General features: G+C 62.3%; 16 protein-coding genes. 9 read left to right on the forward strand and 7 right to left on the reverse strand.

Going from position 1 to position 18,810, the window contains the following annotated elements; translation table 11 throughout:
• Nucleotides 1–18 precede the first annotated feature (18 nt).
• Together AC0L3E_RS01285 and AC0L3E_RS01290 are read left to right on the forward strand one after the other, a co-directional pair.
• Nucleotides 19–780 carry an SDR family oxidoreductase gene (locus tag AC0L3E_RS01285; protein WP_473604031.1) on the forward strand — a complete coding sequence of 254 codons (762 nt, stop codon included), beginning with the start codon at nt 19–21 and terminating at the stop codon, nt 778–780.
• A gap of 140 nt (nt 781–920) precedes the next feature.
• Complete coding sequence (locus AC0L3E_RS01290; protein WP_473604033.1) at nt 921–2,201, forward strand: Mur ligase family protein; 1,281 nt, start codon at nt 921–923, stop codon at nt 2,199–2,201.
• Between the two features lie 146 nt (nt 2,202–2,347).
• Here the strand turns inward: AC0L3E_RS01290 and AC0L3E_RS01295 are convergent, their stop codons facing one another.
• From AC0L3E_RS01295 to AC0L3E_RS01305, 3 genes are all read right to left on the reverse strand, one after another.
• Nucleotides 2,348–3,175: an SH3 domain-containing protein gene (locus AC0L3E_RS01295; RefSeq protein ID WP_473604034.1), complete on the reverse strand. Its 828-nt coding sequence runs from the start codon at nt 3,173–3,175 to the stop codon at nt 2,348–2,350.
• A gap of 261 nt (nt 3,176–3,436) precedes the next feature.
• Nucleotides 3,437–4,723 (reverse strand): NAD(P)/FAD-dependent oxidoreductase, encoded by a 1,287-nt coding sequence (locus AC0L3E_RS01300; RefSeq protein WP_473604035.1) that lies wholly within the window; start codon nt 4,721–4,723, stop codon nt 3,437–3,439.
• A gap of 118 nt (nt 4,724–4,841) precedes the next feature.
• Nucleotides 4,842–6,278 (reverse strand): glutamine synthetase family protein, encoded by a 1,437-nt coding sequence (locus AC0L3E_RS01305; RefSeq protein WP_027035719.1) that lies wholly within the window; start codon nt 6,276–6,278, stop codon nt 4,842–4,844.
• A gap of 164 nt (nt 6,279–6,442) precedes the next feature.
• Between AC0L3E_RS01305 and AC0L3E_RS01310 the strand changes: the two genes are divergently transcribed.
• Nucleotides 6,443–7,156 (forward strand): HAD family hydrolase, encoded by a 714-nt coding sequence (locus AC0L3E_RS01310; protein WP_352584168.1) that lies wholly within the window; start codon nt 6,443–6,445, stop codon nt 7,154–7,156.
• 69 nt (nt 7,157–7,225) lie between these two features.
• On the opposite strand, the gene AC0L3E_RS01315 is transcribed toward AC0L3E_RS01310, so the two are convergent.
• The 3 genes from AC0L3E_RS01315 to aceA all read right to left on the reverse strand — a co-directional run bounded on the left by AC0L3E_RS01315 (nt 7,226) and on the right by aceA (nt 9,494).
• Nucleotides 7,226–7,630 (reverse strand): response regulator, encoded by a 405-nt coding sequence (locus AC0L3E_RS01315; protein ID WP_473604036.1) that lies wholly within the window; start codon nt 7,628–7,630, stop codon nt 7,226–7,228.
• 278 nt (nt 7,631–7,908) lie between these two features.
• Nucleotides 7,909–8,151 (reverse strand): SMc00767 family acetate metabolism repressor, encoded by a 243-nt coding sequence (locus tag AC0L3E_RS01320; protein WP_127268365.1) that lies wholly within the window; start codon nt 8,149–8,151, stop codon nt 7,909–7,911.
• A 53-nt stretch (nt 8,152–8,204) separates the two neighbouring features.
• Complete coding sequence (aceA, locus tag AC0L3E_RS01325) at nt 8,205–9,494, reverse strand: isocitrate lyase (protein WP_473604037.1); 1,290 nt, start codon at nt 9,492–9,494, stop codon at nt 8,205–8,207.
• Between the two features lie 228 nt (nt 9,495–9,722).
• Between aceA and AC0L3E_RS01330 the strand changes: the two genes are divergently transcribed.
• From AC0L3E_RS01330 to AC0L3E_RS01355, 6 genes are all read left to right on the forward strand, one after another.
• Nucleotides 9,723–11,165: a helix-turn-helix domain-containing protein gene (locus tag AC0L3E_RS01330; protein WP_473604038.1), complete on the forward strand. Its 1,443-nt coding sequence runs from the start codon at nt 9,723–9,725 to the stop codon at nt 11,163–11,165.
• A gap of 150 nt (nt 11,166–11,315) precedes the next feature.
• Complete coding sequence (locus AC0L3E_RS01335) at nt 11,316–12,251, forward strand: DMT family transporter (protein WP_473604039.1); 936 nt, start codon at nt 11,316–11,318, stop codon at nt 12,249–12,251.
• Nucleotides 12,252–12,591: 340 nt separating this feature from the next.
• On the forward strand, nt 12,592–13,689 hold the full coding sequence (locus tag AC0L3E_RS01340) for a polyamine ABC transporter substrate-binding protein (protein ID WP_127268369.1): 1,098 nt from the start codon (nt 12,592–12,594) through the stop codon (nt 13,687–13,689).
• Nucleotides 13,690–13,773: 84 nt separating this feature from the next.
• A complete protein-coding gene (locus tag AC0L3E_RS01345; protein WP_127272201.1) occupies nt 13,774–14,913 on the forward strand; it encodes an ABC transporter ATP-binding protein in 1,140 nt (379 codons plus the stop codon).
• A gap of 8 nt (nt 14,914–14,921) precedes the next feature.
• A complete protein-coding gene (locus AC0L3E_RS01350; RefSeq protein ID WP_127272202.1) occupies nt 14,922–15,896 on the forward strand; it encodes an ABC transporter permease subunit in 975 nt (324 codons plus the stop codon).
• A 4-nt stretch (nt 15,897–15,900) separates the two neighbouring features.
• The gene (locus tag AC0L3E_RS01355; protein WP_013530251.1) at nt 15,901–16,719 is read left to right on the forward strand and encodes an ABC transporter permease; all 819 of its coding nucleotides are present in this window, start codon (nt 15,901–15,903) and stop codon (nt 16,717–16,719) included.
• A 23-nt stretch (nt 16,720–16,742) separates the two neighbouring features.
• Here AC0L3E_RS01355 and AC0L3E_RS01360 read toward each other — a convergent pair whose 3' ends face one another.
• Nucleotides 16,743–18,593 carry an AsmA family protein gene (locus tag AC0L3E_RS01360; protein WP_127327951.1) on the reverse strand — a complete coding sequence of 617 codons (1,851 nt, stop codon included), beginning with the start codon at nt 18,591–18,593 and terminating at the stop codon, nt 16,743–16,745.
• Nucleotides 18,594–18,810: the final 217 nt, after the last annotated feature.

The following is an 18,810-nucleotide window of genomic DNA, read 5'->3' on the forward strand; positions in this document are numbered from 1 at the left end:
GGTCGATAGGCGCCAATCATGAGCGGGAAAAGCGTGCGTCTGGAAAACAAGGTTGCCGTCATCACCGGTGCTGCGTCCGGCTTTGGCGAGGGCATCGCCAGGCGCTTTGCGCAGGAGGGCGCCAGGGTCGTTGTCGCCGATCTCAACGCCAGGGGTGCGGAGCGCGTCGCCGGCGAGATCGGCGAAGCGGCGATCTGGACCCAGACCGATGTCTCGCTGCGCTCCGAATTCGACGAGATGATCTATGCCGCGAAAAGCGCCTTCGGCCGCATCGACATCATGGTCAACAATGCCGGCTACACCCATCGCAACGGCGACATGCTCAATGTCGACGAGGAGACCTTCGACCTGATAACATCAGTCAACATGAAGGCGATCTATCACGCGGCACTTGCCGTGGTGCCGATCATGGAGCGGCAGGGCGGCGGCGTCATCCTGAACACGGCCTCCACCGCGGGTCTGCGGCCGCGCCCCGGCCTCACCTGGTACAATGCGTCGAAAGGCTGGGCGATCACCGCCACAAAATCGATGGCGGTGGAACTGGCGCCGAAGAACATCCGCGTCAACTGTCTCTGCCCGGTTGCCGGCGAGACCGGCATGCTGGAGAAATTCATGGGCGCCGACACGCCCGAGATCAGGGAAAAATTCCGCGCATCGATCCCGCTCGGCCGGCTTTCGACGCCGCTCGACATCGCCAACGCCGCACTCTGGCTGGCCTCGGACGAAGCCGCCTTCATCACCGGCGTGGCGCTGGAGGTCGATGGCGGCCGCTGCATTTGACGTATGAACAGAACAGGGCCTGAAGCACATCGCCTGAATCCGTCAAGCGTGACGCGCTTTGGATAGTTCTTCGTGCTTGGTCCGGTTGACTTGACCATCGGGCTTCCCCAAAGTCATCAGGGCTTGGGACCAGCTTTGCGATGAATGCCAGACTACGGAAAATTCGCGAGAACCTGTGGCAGCGGGTCAGGATCTACAAGGCAAGATATGCCCGCTCCAAAAGCAAGTCGATCTTCATCGGCGTAACCGGCAGCTCCGGCAAGTCGACCACAACGGCGCTGCTTGGGCATATATTGGCCGGCCACGGCTCCGTCCATGTCCAGCTCCTTTTCCATTCGCTGCAGATGCTGTCGAGGATGCTTTCGCGTCGCATCAGTGGCGTGGACTATGCCGTCGTTGAGGTGTCGGCGTCGGCGATCAATTCAATCAAGCCGATGGCCGAGTTGCTGCGGCCGCACGTCGCTGTCGTCACAATGGTCCGGCTCGAGCACGTCTCCAGCTTCAAAACCTTGGAGAATGTCGCTCGTGAAAAGCGCGCACTGGTCGAGGCCCTGGAACCAAGCGGCCTCGCCGTGCTCAACGCCGATGATCCCCATGTGCTCGCCATGGCATCCGCGCAACGCTTTGTCACATTTGGCGAGTCGGACGCGGCCGATTACCGTATCACCGACATCAGTGCAGCATATCCGCGCACGCTTGGCTTGAAGTTGCATTGGCGCGGCGGTGTGCTGGACCTCCAGACGGCATTTCCAGGGGAGCATTTCTCGCTGCCTGTGGTCGCGGCAGCGGCCGCGGCTCTCGAACTTGGAGTTCCTGCGCAGACCGTCAAGGACAGGATTGAGACATTTCAGCCTCTCGTGAACCGATGCCAGGTGATCAGCCCCGAGGGCGGCCCGCACTTCATTCTAGACTCTGTCAAGGCGCCGTGGCATTCGCTGCCACTTGCCTTGGACATGATTGCAAAATCAACCGTTGGCGAAAAGCGGATCGTTCTTGGTCAGTTGTCGGACTTTGCCGATTCGACCGCAAAATATGCCCGCGCCTACAAAAGCGCGCGCGAGATCGCGAACCAGGTGATCTATGTCGGCGAGCATGCGCATCGCTCGAAGGCCAGCCAGACCGACCGCGACACCGGCCGATTCGTTGAGCTGCGCACACCGAAAGAGGTCTCGGACTACATCCGGCGGACAGCGGTGCCTGGCGAGTTGATCCTGGTGAAGAGCTCTTCCAATCTTCATCTGGAACGTGTCGCACTCTCCTGGACGCATGACATCAAATGCTGGATCGCGGACTGCGGCAAGCGGGACGACTGCCTGGCTTGCGGCCTCTATGGAGTGCCCTTCGAGGAACACCGGGATTTTCTCGCGAAGCGCAAACTTGCCCGCAGAAGACATCGTTTCGGGTGGTTGCTCGGCCGGTGACCAATGCATGTCGCCCAAAAGTGAGCTCGGTTTTGGGAGAACGACATGCATAAAGACCTAAAGCGGGTCGCCTGAGTCCGCTCTGCGCGACACGCTTTAGGCAACTGGCGGCTTCGTCTCGGTCAGCGCAGACAGCTGTCGTTGTCTCACGCGCCGGTCTTGATGTAACTCTTGTAGATCCAGCCGGTCTTACCGTTGTAGGTGATCTGGCACCATTGCTTGCAGCTCATCACCTGCACCGAGGTTTTGGCTGGCACCGTACCGATGGCGGCGGCATTTTTCTTCGGGCCGCTTCGCATGGTCACGGCCCTCAGGATGCGCCCTGTTCCGGCGGCTGCGGCTTTCCTTGGCTTCGCCTTGGCTTGGCTGTCATCGCCCTCTGCCGCTGGCTCTTGCGGCTGCACCGCGGGGATGGCGGCAGTTTGTGCGCCGTCGGGGTGGTTGCCCGCGGCTGCGCTGGGCGCGGCTACCTTGGCAAGTTCGGCGGCGGCATCGGTATCGGCTGCCGGCTGCGCGAATGCCGCCGCCTGCTTGTCTGGTGCCTTGTCCGCCAGTTGGCTGGGAGCAGTCGAATCGGCCTTCGGCTGGGAACCGGTCCAGCGCGGGTCATTGGCGGCGAGTGCGGGGATGTTGGCTTGCGCGGCCGCCACGGTTGTTGCAATTGCGTCGGACTTGCGCGCCTGCGGCACGGCTGTCGCGGCGACCGCGGCCCCAACCGGGGTTATTTTCGTCGTCTTCACCGGAACCGTTGGAATGGTCTGTTCGGGGCTCGCTGCCGCCTGCCTGTCGCTGGCCGGCAATGCCAGCCACAGCGCCACGGCGGCGACGCCAAGCAGCGCGGCTGTGCCGATCACGGCGATCACCAGATGCGAGTTCGAACGGACTTCCTGCCAGAAGGACGGCCGCATGTCGTATCCGAACTGCATGGCAAAGCGCCGACGTTCCGGCGTACCGAAACTGAAGGGCTCTCTCACTCTTGCCACCTCCATAAGCGGGCCGACGTTCTTTCGATCGGTGCCGGAAGTCCGGCGTCTGATCCGCATCGGTCCCAAAAACAACGCGGGCAGGCCCGCAACAATCCCCGAACAATCGCCCAGAACCGGCAGCTTTCGCCTGCGATTGTGGCATCAGTACGCCATTATAGGGGATTCTGCGCCTTTGCGGGAAATTGCGCAATGCGTCGCACGGGCAACAAATGTTACAATAAATATTACAATATTACATCAGGCGGTCGGCTAGATCCTGTCGCGCAGCGCAAACCAGTTGAGCGCCAGGAACAGCAGCGGCGTGCGGAAACGCCGGCCGCCGGGGAAAGGCGGGATTTTCAGATCCTCGATCAGCTTCAGCCGGTCGCGGTTGCCGGCAACGGTTTCGGCATAGAGTTTACCAAAGTAATTCGACAGCATGACGCCGTGGCCGGAATAGCCGCCGGCCGACATGACATTGGGCATCACTTCGCGCACGAAAGGCTTTCTCGGCACCGTAATGCCGACATAGCCGCCCCAGCCATGCGTGATCTCGACATCCCCGAGCGCTGGATAGAGTTCCGCGATCTGGCGGCGGATATGAATGTGGATGTCCTTCGGGTCGTTGACGCCATAAACTTCACGTCCGCCAAACAGCAGCCGCCCATCCCTGGATTTGCGGAAATAGCGTACGACGAAGCGGGAATCGTCGACCGCTTCGCCGCCCGGCAGCACATCGGAGTCTGCCCCCAGAGGTACCGTGGCGCCTATGAACGAACCGATCGGCATGATGTGCGCGGCACTCACCGGCTCAAGCGTGCCGCCATAGGCATTGACCGCGATCAAGCATTTCTGCGCCGTCACCGTGCCTCTCGGTGTCGAAACCTTGACCTTGCCGCCACTGGAAATGATGCCGGTCGATTGAGTCCCCTCGAACAGCTGGGCGCCTGCAAGCGCTGCCACCCGCGCCGTGCCGATCACCAGCTTCATCGGATGGATGTGGCCGGTGCCGGTATCGCGCGTGCCGCCGAAATAGGCGGTCGAGCCCAGCCGCTCCGCCGTCTCCCTGGCATCCATGAACGCGATATGCGGGTAGGAAAAACGGCTCGCCATGATCTCGGCATGCGCCTTGTAGTCGTCGACATAGCGCTGCTTGTGCGCCACCGAGAGCTGGCCCGGCATATAGTCGATATCGATCTGGTTGGCGGCAGTGAATTCGAGGAGATGCGCCTTGGCCTCTTCGGCAAGATCAAACAGCGCCTTGGCGCGGGACAAGCCATACTCGGCTTCCAGGTCCTCGGCCCAGGCGCGCTGGCCGGTGCCGAGCTGCCCGCCATTGCGTCCCGAGGCGCCATCGCCGAAGCGATACGCGTCGATCAGCACGACATTGGTGCCTGCCTTGGCCAGATGCGCCGCCGCCGACAGACCGGTAAAGCCGCCGCCGATGATGACGACATCGCATGTCCGGTCGCCGTCCAGCACCGGGTAGTCCGGCCGCGGGCCGGCCGTGTCCTCATACCAGGAACGGCCGGGGGAGATCGGGGATTGGTAGGGCATGATGTGGCGAAGACTCGGAGATTTGTAAGGGGATGAGAAAGCGAATAGCGAGTAGGAAGGCGGCCGATATCGCTTCTATTCGCTATTCGCTATTCGCTATTCGCTATTCGCCATTCCCCTACACATTCAGCAACAAATACTCCCGCTCCCACGGGCTGATCACTTCCATGAAGGTCTCGAATTCCGCCCGCTTGATCGCCGCATAGGTCGCGGCGAACGACTTGCCCAGATGCGCGCAGAGTTCCTCGTCGCCCTCGAACAGGTCGACGGCTTCGAGCAGGCCACGCGGCAGGTCGATTTCGTCGGCGTTGGCTGTGGTCAGCACGGGAGGCTCGGCCTTGATCTTGTTGGTGATGCCGATCAGCCCGCAGGCAAGCGATGCCGCCAGCGCCAGATAGGGGTTGGCATCGGAGGACGGGATGCGGTTTTCGACGCGCCGTGCCGCCGGATCCGAACGTGGCACGCGAAACGCCGTGGTGCGGTTGTCATAGCCCCATTTGTTGTTGACCGGCGCCGACGCCGCCTGTGTCAGCCGGCGGTAGGAATTGACATAGGGGGCGAACATCACCAGCGCGTTCGGCACATGCTTCTGCATGCCGCCGATGAAGTGGAAAAAGTCGTCGGTTTCCGATCCGTCGGCGGCCGAAAAGATGTTCTGTCCGGTCTTCTTGTCGATGATCGACTGATGGATGTGCATGGCGGAGCCGGGTTGTCCCTGGATGGGCTTGGCCATGAAGGTGGCGTAGATCTCGTGCTTCAGCGCCGCCTCGCGAATGGTGCGCTTGAACATGAACACCTGGTCGGCCAGTTCGATCGGGTCGCCGTGGCGCAGATTGATCTCCAGCTGGCCAGCGCCTTCCTCGTGGATCAGCGTGTCGATCTCCAGGCCCTGGCTTTCAGAGAAATGGTAGATGTCATCGATCAGTTCGTCGAATTCGTTGACGCCGGCGATCGAATAGCCGGCGCCGCCACCGATCGCGCGTCCCGACCGGCCGACCGGCGGGGTCAGCGGATAGTCCGGATCGGGATTCTTGCGCACGAGGTAGAACTCGATCTCGGGCGCCACCACTGGCTTCAGGCCGAGCTTGTCATAGGCGGCCACCACACGTTTCAACACATTGCGCGGCGTGAACTCGACCGAGCGTCCGTCCTGGTGGACGAGGTCGCAGATGACCGCGGCCGTCGGGTCTTCTTCCCAAGGCACCACCGTCAGCGTCGACAGGTCGGGCATGAGTTTGAGGTCGCCGTCATCTTCCGGGTAATGGAAGCCGTTGCCATCCTCGGGGTAGCCGCCGGAAATCGTCGTCATGAAGACTGCCGACGGCAGCGCCAGCGAGGTGTTGGAGGTGAATTTCTTCGATGGCATCATCTTGCCACGCGCAACGCCTGCCTGATCGGGCGTGATGCACTCGATGTCCTCGATGCCGCGCCACTCCAGCCAGGCGCTGACTTCCTTCCAGTTCTTGACGCCTCGTTGGTTTTTCACGAAGGCAGGCGTGCGGGCGCGTCCTCCGCGGCTCGACGGACGGACTTCCTTTTTTGCAGGCGGCATCATTCACCAGATTGGGTTGCGGATTGTGGAGTATAGCCGTGCCCTCCTATGGAAGGGAAGGGGAGCCGCGTCGGGCATTGGCCGGCGCGGTTGAAAATCACGCCAATCGGCTTAGTTTCGGCCGTCCCATGTCAATCGAGGCCCCCAAATCTTAATCGAGAAATTGAATGCGGCCCAACGGCAAACTGACAACGATCGGATTCGATGCCGACGACACGCTGTGGCAGAACGAGCAGTTCTTCCGGCTGACGGAAAAGCGCTTTGCCGCCATGCTCGTCGACCATGGCGAAGCCGAGCATATCTCAGCACGATTGCTGGAGGCCGAAAGGCGCAACCTCGCCGTCTATGGCTTCGGCATCAAGGGATTTACCCTGTCGATGATCGAGACGGCGATCGAGGTCACGCAAGGCCGCGTGCCGGCTTCGGTCATAGCGGAGATTCTCGATGCCGGCCGCGAGATGCTGAGCCATCCGATCGAGGCCTTGCCGCACGCCCGCGAGACGGTCGAAAAGCTTGCCGGCGCATTCCGCCTCGTGCTGATCACCAAGGGCGACCTCTTCGATCAGGAGCGCAAGCTGGCTGGCTCAGGCCTTGGCGATCTGTTCGACGCGGTCGAGATCGTCAGTGACAAGAATGCAGCCACCTATAGCAGGCTCTTCAACCGCCACGGTGATGGTCCGGCGAAAAGCATGATGGTCGGCAACTCGCTGAAGTCGGATGTGGTGCCGGCCATAGAGGCCGGCGGCTGGGGTGTCCATGTGCCGCATGAACTGACATGGGTGCTGGAGCATGTCGAGGCGCCGGTAACCGAATCGAGGTTCCGCCAGATATCCGATCTCGGACAACTGCCCGGACTGATCGAAAGCATCATCGATCCGTGATCGCCGGGCCTTACCTGGTTTGCTCAATTCCGGACGGAAAACCGCCTGCGTACTTTTCCCGCAATTGCCTTAGCGGCCGATCAGGCGATCGATCACCGGTTGCAACCGTTCGGGCGTGATCGGCTTGGCGACCACCACGTCGATGATACCAGACAGGCCCAGACTTTCCGTCGTGCCGTTCTTGGTTGACAGCAGGATTACCGGTGGCAGCGATTTGCCCGAGGCGCGGCGCAACGCGTCGATGCTGGACATCAGATTGTCGCAGTCCTTGTTATCGGCGCCGCCGTCAAGGACAACCGCGCCGGGAATGAGCGACCGCAAGATCCTTGCCGCCGTGTCGGGAGATTCGGAAATCGGCTTGAGCCCGGATCGCTCGACGATCTTTGAAATCACCACGCGATTGATTGGCGATTTGCCGACGACAAGCACCTGCGACGGATCGCGGACCGCCTCGGTGGTTGAACCGCGGGTCACCGGATTCGGATGTCTTGGAGTCTCGCCTTCGCCATTCACCGGGCACACAAGTCGGCCAAGAAGCTCGCCCCTATTTCAATGCAGAGTTGAATCCGGAGCGCAATTGGCGTGAGATCGTAGCCTGTGTCAAGTTGAAATAAAAGTGCCTGAAATCATCGCCGGAGCAGTGAATTTCAAGCAACGCTACTGTACTCAACTGTCCACAAGTGCGTTTCATAAAAAGAAAATTCACCTGCGCAGGGGCTGCGCAGGTGAAGGGTCGGTTGCATGGATTCCGGTCAGCCGTGGCGCTGCTGCGTGACGATCACCGGGATCAGCAGATCGCCCCAGTTGCCGTCGCCGCCATGATGTCGTGCCGAGCGCACGAGCTCCACCGAGACGCCCGCCTCGACCGCCTTCATCACCGACTGGTTGAGGCGGTGCAGGTCGTTGGCCAGCATGCGGATCGTCGCCTGCTGGTCGACGTTCATCGTCGTCGACTGTTCCTCGGCGCGTTCCTTGACACGGCTTATCGATGCCATTGGTCTTCTCCTTCCAAGCCCTGTTGGGCGTTTCCTCTGTACTTTGCTGCTCGCTATTCCGCGGCCGGTTTGAACTGCGCGTGCTCGGTCGATTCATGCATGGCGGTGGTCGATGACTGGCCGCCGGTGATCGCCATCGACACGGCGTCGAAATAGCCGGTGCCGACTTCGCGCTGATGTTTGGTTGCGGTGTAGCCATTGGCCTCGGCCGCGAACTCCGCTTCCTGCAACTCGGAATAGGCCGCCATCTGCCGCGCCTTGTAGCCGCGCGCCAGTTCGAACATGCCGTAGTTGAGCTGGTGGAAGCCGGCGAGCGTGATGAACTGGAACTTGTAGCCCATGGCGCCGAGCTCCTCCTGGAACCTGGCGATCGTCGCGTCGTCGAGGTTCTTCTTCCAGTTGAACGAGGGCGAGCAATTGTAGGCGAGCAGCTTGTCGGGATGATGCTTGCGCACGCCCTCGGCGAATTTCCTGGCCTGCGTCAGGTCCGGCTTCGAGGTCTCGCACCAGATCAGATCCGCGTAAGGCGCATAGGCGATGGCGCGGGCGATGCAGGGCTCGATGCCGTTCCTGACATGGTAGAAGCCTTCCACCGTGCGGCCGGCGTCGTAGTCGACGAAAGGCTGGTCGCGTTCGTCGATGTCGGAGGTGAGCAGCTTGGCGGCTTCCGCATCGGTGCGCGCGACGACCATGGTCGGCGTGCCCATCACGTCCGCCGCCAGGCGCGCGGCGTTGAGGTTGCGGATGTGCGCCGCGGTCGGGATCAGCACCTTGCCGCCGAGATGGCCGCATTTCTTTTCCGACGCCAACTGGTCCTCATAATGGACGCCAGCGGCGCCCGCCTCGATGAAGGCCTTCATGATTTCGAAGGCGTTGAGCGGTCCGCCGAAACCGGCTTCCGCGTCGGCGACGATCGGCGCGAACCATGTCTCGACCGAAAGCCCGTTGCCTTCGGACGTTTCGATCTGGTCGGCGCGCTGCAGCGTCCGGTTGATGCGCTTGACCAGTTCGGGCGCTGCATTGGCCGGATAGAGCGACTGGTCCGGATACATCGCGCCAGCCGTGTTGGCGTCGGCGGCAACCTGCCAGCCCGACAGGTAGATCGCTTTCAGCCCGGCGCGCACCTGCTGCATCGCCTGATTGCCGGACATGGCACCGAGCGCGTTGACGAAGTCCTCCTCATGGATGAGCTTCCACAGCCGGTTGGCACCCATTTCGGCGAGGCTCTGACGGATCTGCACCGAACCGCGCAGACGCTTCACATCCGCCGCGGAGTAGGGCCGTTCGATACCGTCGAAACGACCTTCCGGGGCCGATGGGACGAGGTTGTAAAAATCAGTCATTGGTCACTCCGAGGAATTGCTGAACTGTCTCAAGGCGTCGAGAATTTGGGGTCGTTGGGTATGACTGGATTTACATTTCTGCGCGAAATCAGCCACAAAAATCCGGGGAGCCGACGGAATATAAGAGAAAACCTGTGTTGCGTTTGACAGAGGTGCGTTGTAAATTTGTCATTATTGTAAAAGGCCAGAGCCCAGAAAGTTCGTGTAAATTGCTGTAAAGGACAGTCCGTGGCTGACCAGAAGATCTTCGCCGGGCCGCGCATCCGCCGCATCCGCAATGCCAAGGGCCTGACCCAGACGGCGATGGCCGAGGGCCTCGGCATTTCACCGTCCTATCTCAATCTGATCGAGCGCAACCAGCGGCCGCTGACGGTGCAGCTGATCCTCAGACTGGCCTCCGTCTACAAGGTCGATCCACACGAGTTGCAGGGCGAGGCGAGGGGATCCGTCGCTGCCTTGAAGGAAGTGTTCACCGATCCCCTGCTGGTCGGCGAGTTGCCGGGAGATCAGGAACTGATCGAGCTTGCCGAGGCCGCGCCCAACGCGTCCGCGGCGGTGATAAAACTGTTCCGCGCCTATCGCGAGCAGGCCGAGCGCCTGTCCGACCTAAACGAGCTTTTGGCGCGCGAAGGTCGGGCGACGGCGCTTTCCGGCGCCCGCCTGCCGATCGACGAGGTGCACGAGATTTTCGAGCGCCGGCCGAACCATTTCGCTGCCCTCGAGGGGGAGGCCGCGGCGTTCACCTCGGTGCTCGATCCCGGCGACGATCTGTTCGGCGCGCTGAAGGCCTGGCTGAAGCGCGAATATGGCATCGTGGTCAAGGTGCTGCCGGTCGCCACCATGCCGAACTGGCGCCGCCGTTATGATCGTCATTCGCAGCGCCTGTTCCTGTCCGAACGCCTGTCGCCGTTCGACCAGTTGCGCGAAGTCGCGATGGAGGCCTGCCTGATCCGCATGACGGTCGCGGTCGCCGGCGAGATCCAGGCGCTCAAGCTGAGCACCGACGAGGCGCGCCGCCTGGCCCGCTTCGAACTTGGCCGTTATGCGGCGCATGCGCTGATGATGCCCTATCAGGCCTTTCACGCGGCTGCCGTGCGCGCCCGCTATGACATCGATGTCCTGCGTTCGCGCTTCGGCGTCTCCTTCGAACAGGCGGCCAACCGGCTGACCATGCTGCAGCGGCAGGGTGCCTCGGGGGTGCCGTTCTTCATGCTGGAGGTCGACAATGCAGGCAACCGCTTCCGCAAGGCCGGCAGCCAGGGCTTTCCACAAAGCCGCTTTGGCGGCGGCTGTCCCAAGCTGCCCGTGCATGTTGCCTTCACCCAACCCGGCCAGGTCTTCGTCGAGGCAGTGGAAATGCCCGACGGCGCCGAGTTCCTGTGCATCGCCCGCACGCTGGAAGGGCCGCAAGGCGCATTCTCGGAACGTCCGCGCCGCACCGCGCTGCTGCTCGGTTGCGACATCGGCTTTCGGGACGAGATCGTCTATGGCGCGGCATTGCCCAGTGCGGCAATCACCGCAAAGGCCGGCAGTATTGCGGCGACGCCGGTCGGGCCTGCCTGCCGGCTTTGCGAACGCGTCGGCTGCCTGGCGCGCGCCGAGCCGCCGGTGACGCGCCCGCTCGGCCTTGATGAGATGGTGACGGGCCTGAGTGCCTTCGATTTCCAGTAACGCCGTGTCCTCTGAAATGGGGGCAAGGTGCCATAATTGTCGCCGGCCGCTGGCTCAGTTCCGGCCTGCGCCTTTGCGTTACGCGAACAGAGCATCTTTTTGTCGTCCCTTGCGCATCGTCCCGTCCACAAAAGCCCGACAGTCGCGCTCATGATCGATACCGCATCGCCAGCCGTCTCGCCGCGCGAGGAGCGCGTCGGCATGCTTTTGGTCTTCCTGTCGGCGCTGATGTGGAGCTTCGGCGGCACCATCGCCCGCTTCATCACTGTCGGTGACAGCTGGACGGTCATTTTCTGGCGATCCCTCTGGGCAGCCGCCTTCCTGGTCTGCTTCATGGTCTGGCGTGACGGCTGGCGTGGCACGTTGAAGCTGTTCCACGACATGGGTCTGCCCGGCCTTGCCGTCGGGATCTGCTTTGCCACCGCATCGACCGCCTTCGTCGTGGCGCTGGCCTACACCACCGTCGCCAACATCCTTTTGATGCAGGCAGGCGTGCCGTTGCTGGCGGCGCTGTTTGCCTGGGCGTTGTTTCGCGAAAGGGTCGGTGTCGCCACCTGGGTGGCAATCGCCGCCGTCATCACCGGCGTCGCCATCATGGTGTCGGAATCGCTGGATGGCGCCGTCTCGCCCATAGGCGATGGGCTGGCGCTGTTGATCGCGGTCATGTTCTCGGTCGCCACCGTCATCACCCGGCGGTTTTCCGGCGTGCGCATGACGCCGGCGACGTGCCTCGGCACCATGCTCGCGGCCGGCTTTGCCGTCTCGCAGGCATCGACCTTCACCGTGTCAGTCAGCGACATGGGCTTTCTGTTTGCCTTCGGTGTGGTCAATCTCGGCCTCGGTCTCGCCTTCTTCGCCACCGGCGCACGGTTGATCCCGGCGGCCATCGCGGCTCTGCTCGGCACGTTCGAGCCAATCCTCGGCCCGATATGGGTCTGGCTCATCCATTCCGAGGTGCCGTCGGGGCGCACCATCATCGGTGGCGCGGTGGTGGTCACGGCGCTGCTCGTCCATATCGGGCTCGAATTCAAGCGCCAGGCACGGCCCGAACGCGCAGGGGTCACCGGGGTGCCGTCGCCTAATTGAGGCGGCCTGCAGCTTTGCCATTGACAACGTCGCTGCAGCACGGGCAGGCTGGGGATACGGCAACAACAAGACAGGCGTATCTTGCCAAGTCTCCCAGCCGGTCCGATCGGGACCGGACCATATCGTCGTATCTCTGCCCGCGCCACGGCGAAAGCCTATGACGGTATTGGCACGCCTCCCAGGCCGCCTCAGGGGCAACCAGCCATCTCGTCGAACCGCCTGCATGGTCTCGGCAGTTCGCGCTTGTCGCCCCCTGGAAAGCTCAATAGTCTGAAGAAAATGCCGGTCGCGCTGATATCGCGACGAGCCGGTGAAGGAACACTCATCAAAGGAGAATAGCATGATCCGCAAAGCGCTCTGGCTTTCGGCAACCTCGGCATTCCTGACATTGTTCACCGTCGGCGGTCACGCCGCGGATCGTGTCGTCAACGTCTTCAACTGGTCGGACTATATCGACAGTTCGATCATCGACGATTTCACCAAGGAAACCGGCATCAAGGTCGTCTATGACACCTTCGATTCCAACGAAATCCTTGAGACCAAGCTGCTTGCCGGTGGCAGCGGCTATGACGTCGTCGTGCCCAGCGGCAATTTCCTTGCGCGCCAGATCCAGGCCGGCGTGTTCCAGAAGCTCGACAAGTCGAAACTGCCCAACATTTCCAACATGTGGGACACGGTTACCGAGCGAACCGCCAAATATGACCCCGGCAACGAATACTCGGTCAACTACATGTGGGGCACGGTTGGCATCGGCTACAACATCAAGAAGGTGCAGGCGGCGCTTGGCACTGACAAGATCGACAGCTGGGACGTCTTCTTCAATCCCGATAGCCTGGCCAAATTGAAGGACTGCGGCGTCTACGTGCTGGACTCGCCGGCAGATATCATCCCGGCGGCGTTGAAATATCTCAACCTCGACCCGAACAGCACGTCACCCGATGATATCGCCAAGGCCGAGGAGACCTTGCTCAAGGTGCGGCCTTACATCAGGAAGTTCCATTCCTCCGAATACATCAACGCGCTCGCCAACGGTGATATCTGCCTGGCGGTCGGCTGGTCGGGTGACGTGTTCCAGGCCCGCAACCGCGCGGTCGAGGCCAAGCAGGGCGTCGAAATCGGCTATTCCGTGCCGAAGGAGGGCGCGCAGATGTGGTTCGACCAGATGGCAATCCCCGCCGACGCGCCGCATGTGGCGGAGGCGCTCGAGTTCATCAACTACATGATGAAGCCGGAAGTTATCGCCAAGTCGTCGAACTACGTGCTCTACGCAAACGGCAACAAGGCTTCGCAGCAATTCGTCGACAAGGCATTGTTGGAGGATCCTTCGGTTTATCCCGATGCCGAGACCATAAAGAAGCTCTACACCGTCTCGCCATACGATCCCAAGACCCAGCGCGTCATCACGCGCACCTGGACCAAGATCGTCACTGGCCAGTAAGCAATCCGACACGGTCCCGGCAGCCACCTGCCGGGACCGTTTCTACCTGGGGCAAGAAGCAAGAAAATCAGGACGGAGTGGGATATGAAATCGCTTGGCAGTATCCGCAGGGATTTTGCACCGTGGAACGACCCGAATGCCAAGCCGTACATCCAGTTCGACAACGTCACCAAGAAGTTCGGTGACTTCACCGCCGTCAACAATCTGTCTCTGACCATCTTCGAGCGCGAGTTCTTCGCGCTGCTGGGCGCCTCCGGTTGCGGAAAGTCGACGCTGCTCAGGATGCTCGCCGGCTTCGAGGAGCCGACAGCCGGCCGCATTCTGCTTGACGGCCAGGATCTGCGCGGCATCCCGCCCTACCGGCGGCCTGTCAACATGATGTTCCAGTCCTATGCGCTGTTCCCGCATATGACGGTCGAGAACAACATCGCCTTCGGCCTTAAGCAGGACGGCATGCCGAAGCCCGAAATCGCATCGCGCGTTGCCGAGATGCTGAAGCTGGTCAAACTCGAGCAGTTCGCCAAGCGCAAGCCGCACCAACTGTCCGGCGGCCAGCGCCAGCGCGTCGCGCTCGCCCGCTCGGTCGCCAAGCGGCCGAAGGTGCTGCTGCTCGACGAGCCGCTCGGCGCGTTGGACAAGAAGCTGCGCGAAGAGACGCAGTTCGAACTGATGGATTTGCAGCAGAACCTCGGCCTGACCTTCGTCGTGGTCACCCACGACCAGGAAGAGGCGATGACCATGGCCGATCGCATCGCCATCATCGACAAGGGCGAGGTGATGCAGGTGGCAACGCCGGCCGAAGTCTACGAGGCGCCGGGATCGCGCTTCGTCGCCGGCTTCGTCGGCAATGTGAACATGTTCGAGGGCAAGATCGCGCGTGGCGAGGCCGGCAGCGCCAGCATCGATGCCGGCAACGGACTCACCATCCGCACCGACAATGCCGGCACCGCCGGCGCCGGGACGGCCGTCACCTTCGCCATCAGGCCCGAAAAGATCAAGGTGTCGTCGAAGAAGCCGGCCGAGGCGGTCAACGCCATCGAGGGCGAGGTCTACGACATCGCCTATCTCGGCGACATGACCGTCTACCATGTCAGGCTGGACGACGGCCAGGTGGTGCGCGCGAGCACCATGAACGCGGCCCGCATCACCGAGGATCCGTTGAGCTGGAACGACCGCGCCTGGGTTTCCTTCCGGCCCGATGCCGGCGTCGTGCTGACGCGGTAGGGGCGACCATGTCGAGCGCCGCCGTCACCACCTCATCAGCCTCTCCGGCATCCAATGCCGGCAAATCCATCCTTGCCAGGCTGGGTGCTGCCTTCGTTGGCCGACTGGTCATCATCATCCCGTATGTCTGGCTGCTGTTTTTCTTCCTCATTCCGTTCGTCATCGTCTTCAAGATCTCGCTGTCGCAGACGGCAATCGCCATTCCGCCCTATACGCCGGCGCTCGATTTCAGCGGCGGCATTTCCGGGTTCCTGGCTCAGCTGAAGCAACTCAGCCTCGACAATTACGCCTGGCTGACGCAGGACGCCCTCTACTTCAACGCCTATGTAACCAGCGTCATCATCGCCGCGGTCTCGACGGTCCTGACATTGCTCGTCGGCTACCCCATCGCCTATGGCATGGCGCGCGCGCCGGCGACGATCCGCCCGACCTTGCTGATGCTGGTGATCCTGCCGTTCTGGACCTCGTTCCTGATCCGGGTCTACGCCTGGATCGGCATTCTCAAGCCCGAAGGGCTGCTCAATCAGCTGCTGCTCGCCACCGGCGTCATCCACCAGCCGCTGATCATCCTCAACACCTATACGGCGATCTTCATCGGCATCGTCTATTCCTACCTGCCGTTCATGGTGTTGCCGCTCTATTCCGCGCTTGAGAAGATGGACTATTCGCTGATCGAGGCAGCCAAGGATCTCGGCTGTCCGCCGACAAGTGCGTTCTGGAAGATCACCTTCCCGCTGTCGCTGCCCGGCGTCATCGCCGGCTGTCTGCTGGTGTTCATTCCGGCCGTCGGCGAGTTCGTCATTCCCGATCTGCTCGGCGGCTCGCAGACGCTGATGATCGGCAAGACGTTGTGGAACGAGTTCTTCGCCAATCGCGACTGGCCGGTATCGTCGGCCGTTGCCGTCATCCTGCTGTTGCTGCTGATCGTGCCGATCATGCTCTTCCAGCGGGCCCAGGCGCGCGCTCAGGAAATGGACAGGTGACCTCATGAACGCCACCTGGAGCCGCTTCAACATCACTTCGATCGTGCTTGGCTTTGCCTTTCTCTATCTGCCGATCGTGCTGCTCATCGTCTTCTCGTTCAACGAGTCGAAACTGGTTACGGTCTGGGGCGGTTTCTCGACCAAATGGTACGTCTCGCTGTTCCACAATCAGGGCCTCATGGACGCGACCTGGGTGACGGCGCGCGTTGGCCTGATCTCGGCCACGGTAGCGACCGTTCTCGGCACGCTGGCGGCACTCACCTTGACCCGCTACACGCGCTTCAAGGGCAGGGTGCTGTTCTCCGGCATGGTCTTTGCGCCGCTGGTCATGCCGGAAGTCATCACCGGCCTGTCGCTGCTGCTGCTCTTTGTCGCCGTCGGGCTCGACCGCGGCTTCCTCACCGTGACGCTCGCCCACATCACGCTGACCATGTGCTTCGTCGCCGTGGTCGTGCAGTCGCGGCTCATGACTTTCGACCGCTCGCTGGAAGAAGCCGCGATGGATCTTGGCGCAACGCCGGTGAAGACCTTCTTCCAGATCACATTGCCGGTCATCATGCCGGCGATCGTCTCCGGCTGGATGCTGGCTTTCACGCTTTCGCTCGACGATCTGGTCATCGCAAGCTTCACCTCCGGGCCGGGCGCGACGACGCTGCCGATGAAGATCTACAGCCAGGTTCGCCTCGGCGTGACGCCGGAAATCAACGCTGCCTGCACCATCCTGATCGCTGTCGTGGCGATTGGCGTCATCATCGCCTCGCTTGCCAACAAGCGGCGTGAGGTGCAGCGCCAGCTCGACGAGCAGGCGGCGCAGCGCGGGTGAAAGACAGGAGGCGCAGTGGCGGCCTATTCCCCCGAAACGCCGCGGCTGATCGGGGAAATGAACGGCGTGCTCCAGGTTCCGCCGACGAAGAACGATGACTGGTTGGGACCTTGCTGGCCGTTGGCCTGCGTTGCCGCCTGGTCAGGCTGAATGACGCCGCCGGACAAGGCCAGTCCGCGCCCGGCGTAGGACGCGATGCCGGACAGCCAGATCTTGTACTTCGCTGAATTGGCCTCGGCCTTGTCGATCCGCGCCACGCCCTTCGAAATGGTGGCCTTGATCTCGGCGCCGTCGATCGGCAATGTTCCGTCGGAGACGTCGTCGAGCGCGAAGAAGCCGCCCTGTTCGGTATGTTTGAGGAAGGCCGGCAGGTTGAGCTTGCTCAACGCACCCGGCCCGAAGGTCGCCGAGACCGAGCCGTCGGCATTGTCGAAGATGGAATCCCAGGTTCTGCCCGGCCCCTTGAGGATCACCGAGACGGTGCCCGTGCCGACCGGCACCAGCCGCGTCATCCCTGCCGCCGTGCCGAACGCACCGCCGTCGATGTCGGACGCCAGAAGGCGGATTTCGACCTGCGAGCCCTCCGGCTTGCGATCGAAGCGAAGGCTGGTCTGGATGTTGCCGCCGAAGGCCGAGGCATCGGAGATGTCGAATACCGACAGACCATCCTTGACCTGGGCGGTGGCGGCGACATCGGCGAGCTGGATAGGTCCCGCCGTGGCGTGGGCTGCCGACAGCCTCAGATCGAGATTGATCTTGTCGGCGAAACTTGTGTCGATTTCGCCGGGTCCCGCCCCTCCGGTCGGCACCAGCGGGGTGAAGGCCGAAAGAAACGATCTGAGGTCGAGCGTGTCGAAGGCGAGCGTACCGGAGATCACAGGTTGTGCGCCAAGCGAGAGGTCCAGTGCACCCATCCCCGGATTGTTGTCGAGTGCAATTGCCGTGTTGTCGAACTTGACGCGCCCGCCCGTCGCGGTGATCTTGCTCGAAATGCTGACCGAGCCGATCGCCGCACCCGGAGCGATGCCGGCCTGCGACCATTCCAGGACACGCCGCAGCGAGGGTGCCGAGAACTTCGCCTGACCGTCGAAATAGGTATTTTCAGACATGCTGGCCGTGCCGTCGAACGAGAAGGTGGCGGGCGCCGCCTTGAAGGACAGCGTCAGCGGCGCCGTGCCGCCGGCAAACAGCACAAGTGGTCTGGCCGAGGCGACGTCCAGCGCGACGCTTTCGCCCCGCCAGATCCCTGTTGCCGACAGCGTCGCATTGCTGTTCATCGCCGCCCAATTCGCCTGACCGTTTAAACTGCTCAGGATCTCGACGTCCTTGCCGCCGATGGACGCTACCATTCGGCCGTCGCGAAACTCGACCGTGCCGAAGGTGTCGGTAGGCAGCTTGTCGAGGTCCGGCTTGGCGGGGTCGGCATTGACCACGCCGCGCGCCGTGTCGATGGAACGCGTGATGCGCCCGCCGGTGGGGACAGCGGGCAGGAAAAGGCCGGCAGGCGTGCGCTGGACCCGGATCGTCGGCCGCACCAGCCGCGCCGTCGAAAACACCACGTCGCCGCGCAGCGCCGCCATGGCGGAAAGGTCGACCTCGACCCGTTCTGCCTCGACCACAGGCGGCGCCTCGGTGTCGGTCCATTGTGAAAGCGTCACATCGGTCAGGATTGCCCGGAATGTCGGCCAGACCTCGATGCGCGGCGAACCGTCGATGGCGACCCGGAAGCCGCTCCACGCGCTCATTTCCCAGGCGATGCGGTCGCGCACGATACGGGTGGAGGCAATCAGCGGCAGGGCGGCAACGACCAGCGCGACGACGATCACGGCAGCGCCGATCGCCCATATTCCGCGCCGGATCATAGATGATGGCATATGGCCCCGTATGCTTCCATTCCGACAAATCGCCCGGCGGGTGTAACCCCGGTCGTCACCACGACCCCAGTCGTCACCACGACCCCCAGTCGTCACCACGACTTCAAGTTGTCACTACGACTTAGGGCTGAGGCATTTCAAGTCTTTATGGCCCGGCGATGGCATTTGCGCACATCTGGTCGCATCAGCCGAACAAAATCTTGCTCTGCTGCGCTGC

The sequence above is a fragment of the Mesorhizobium sp. WSM4822 genome (assembly GCF_055811155.1).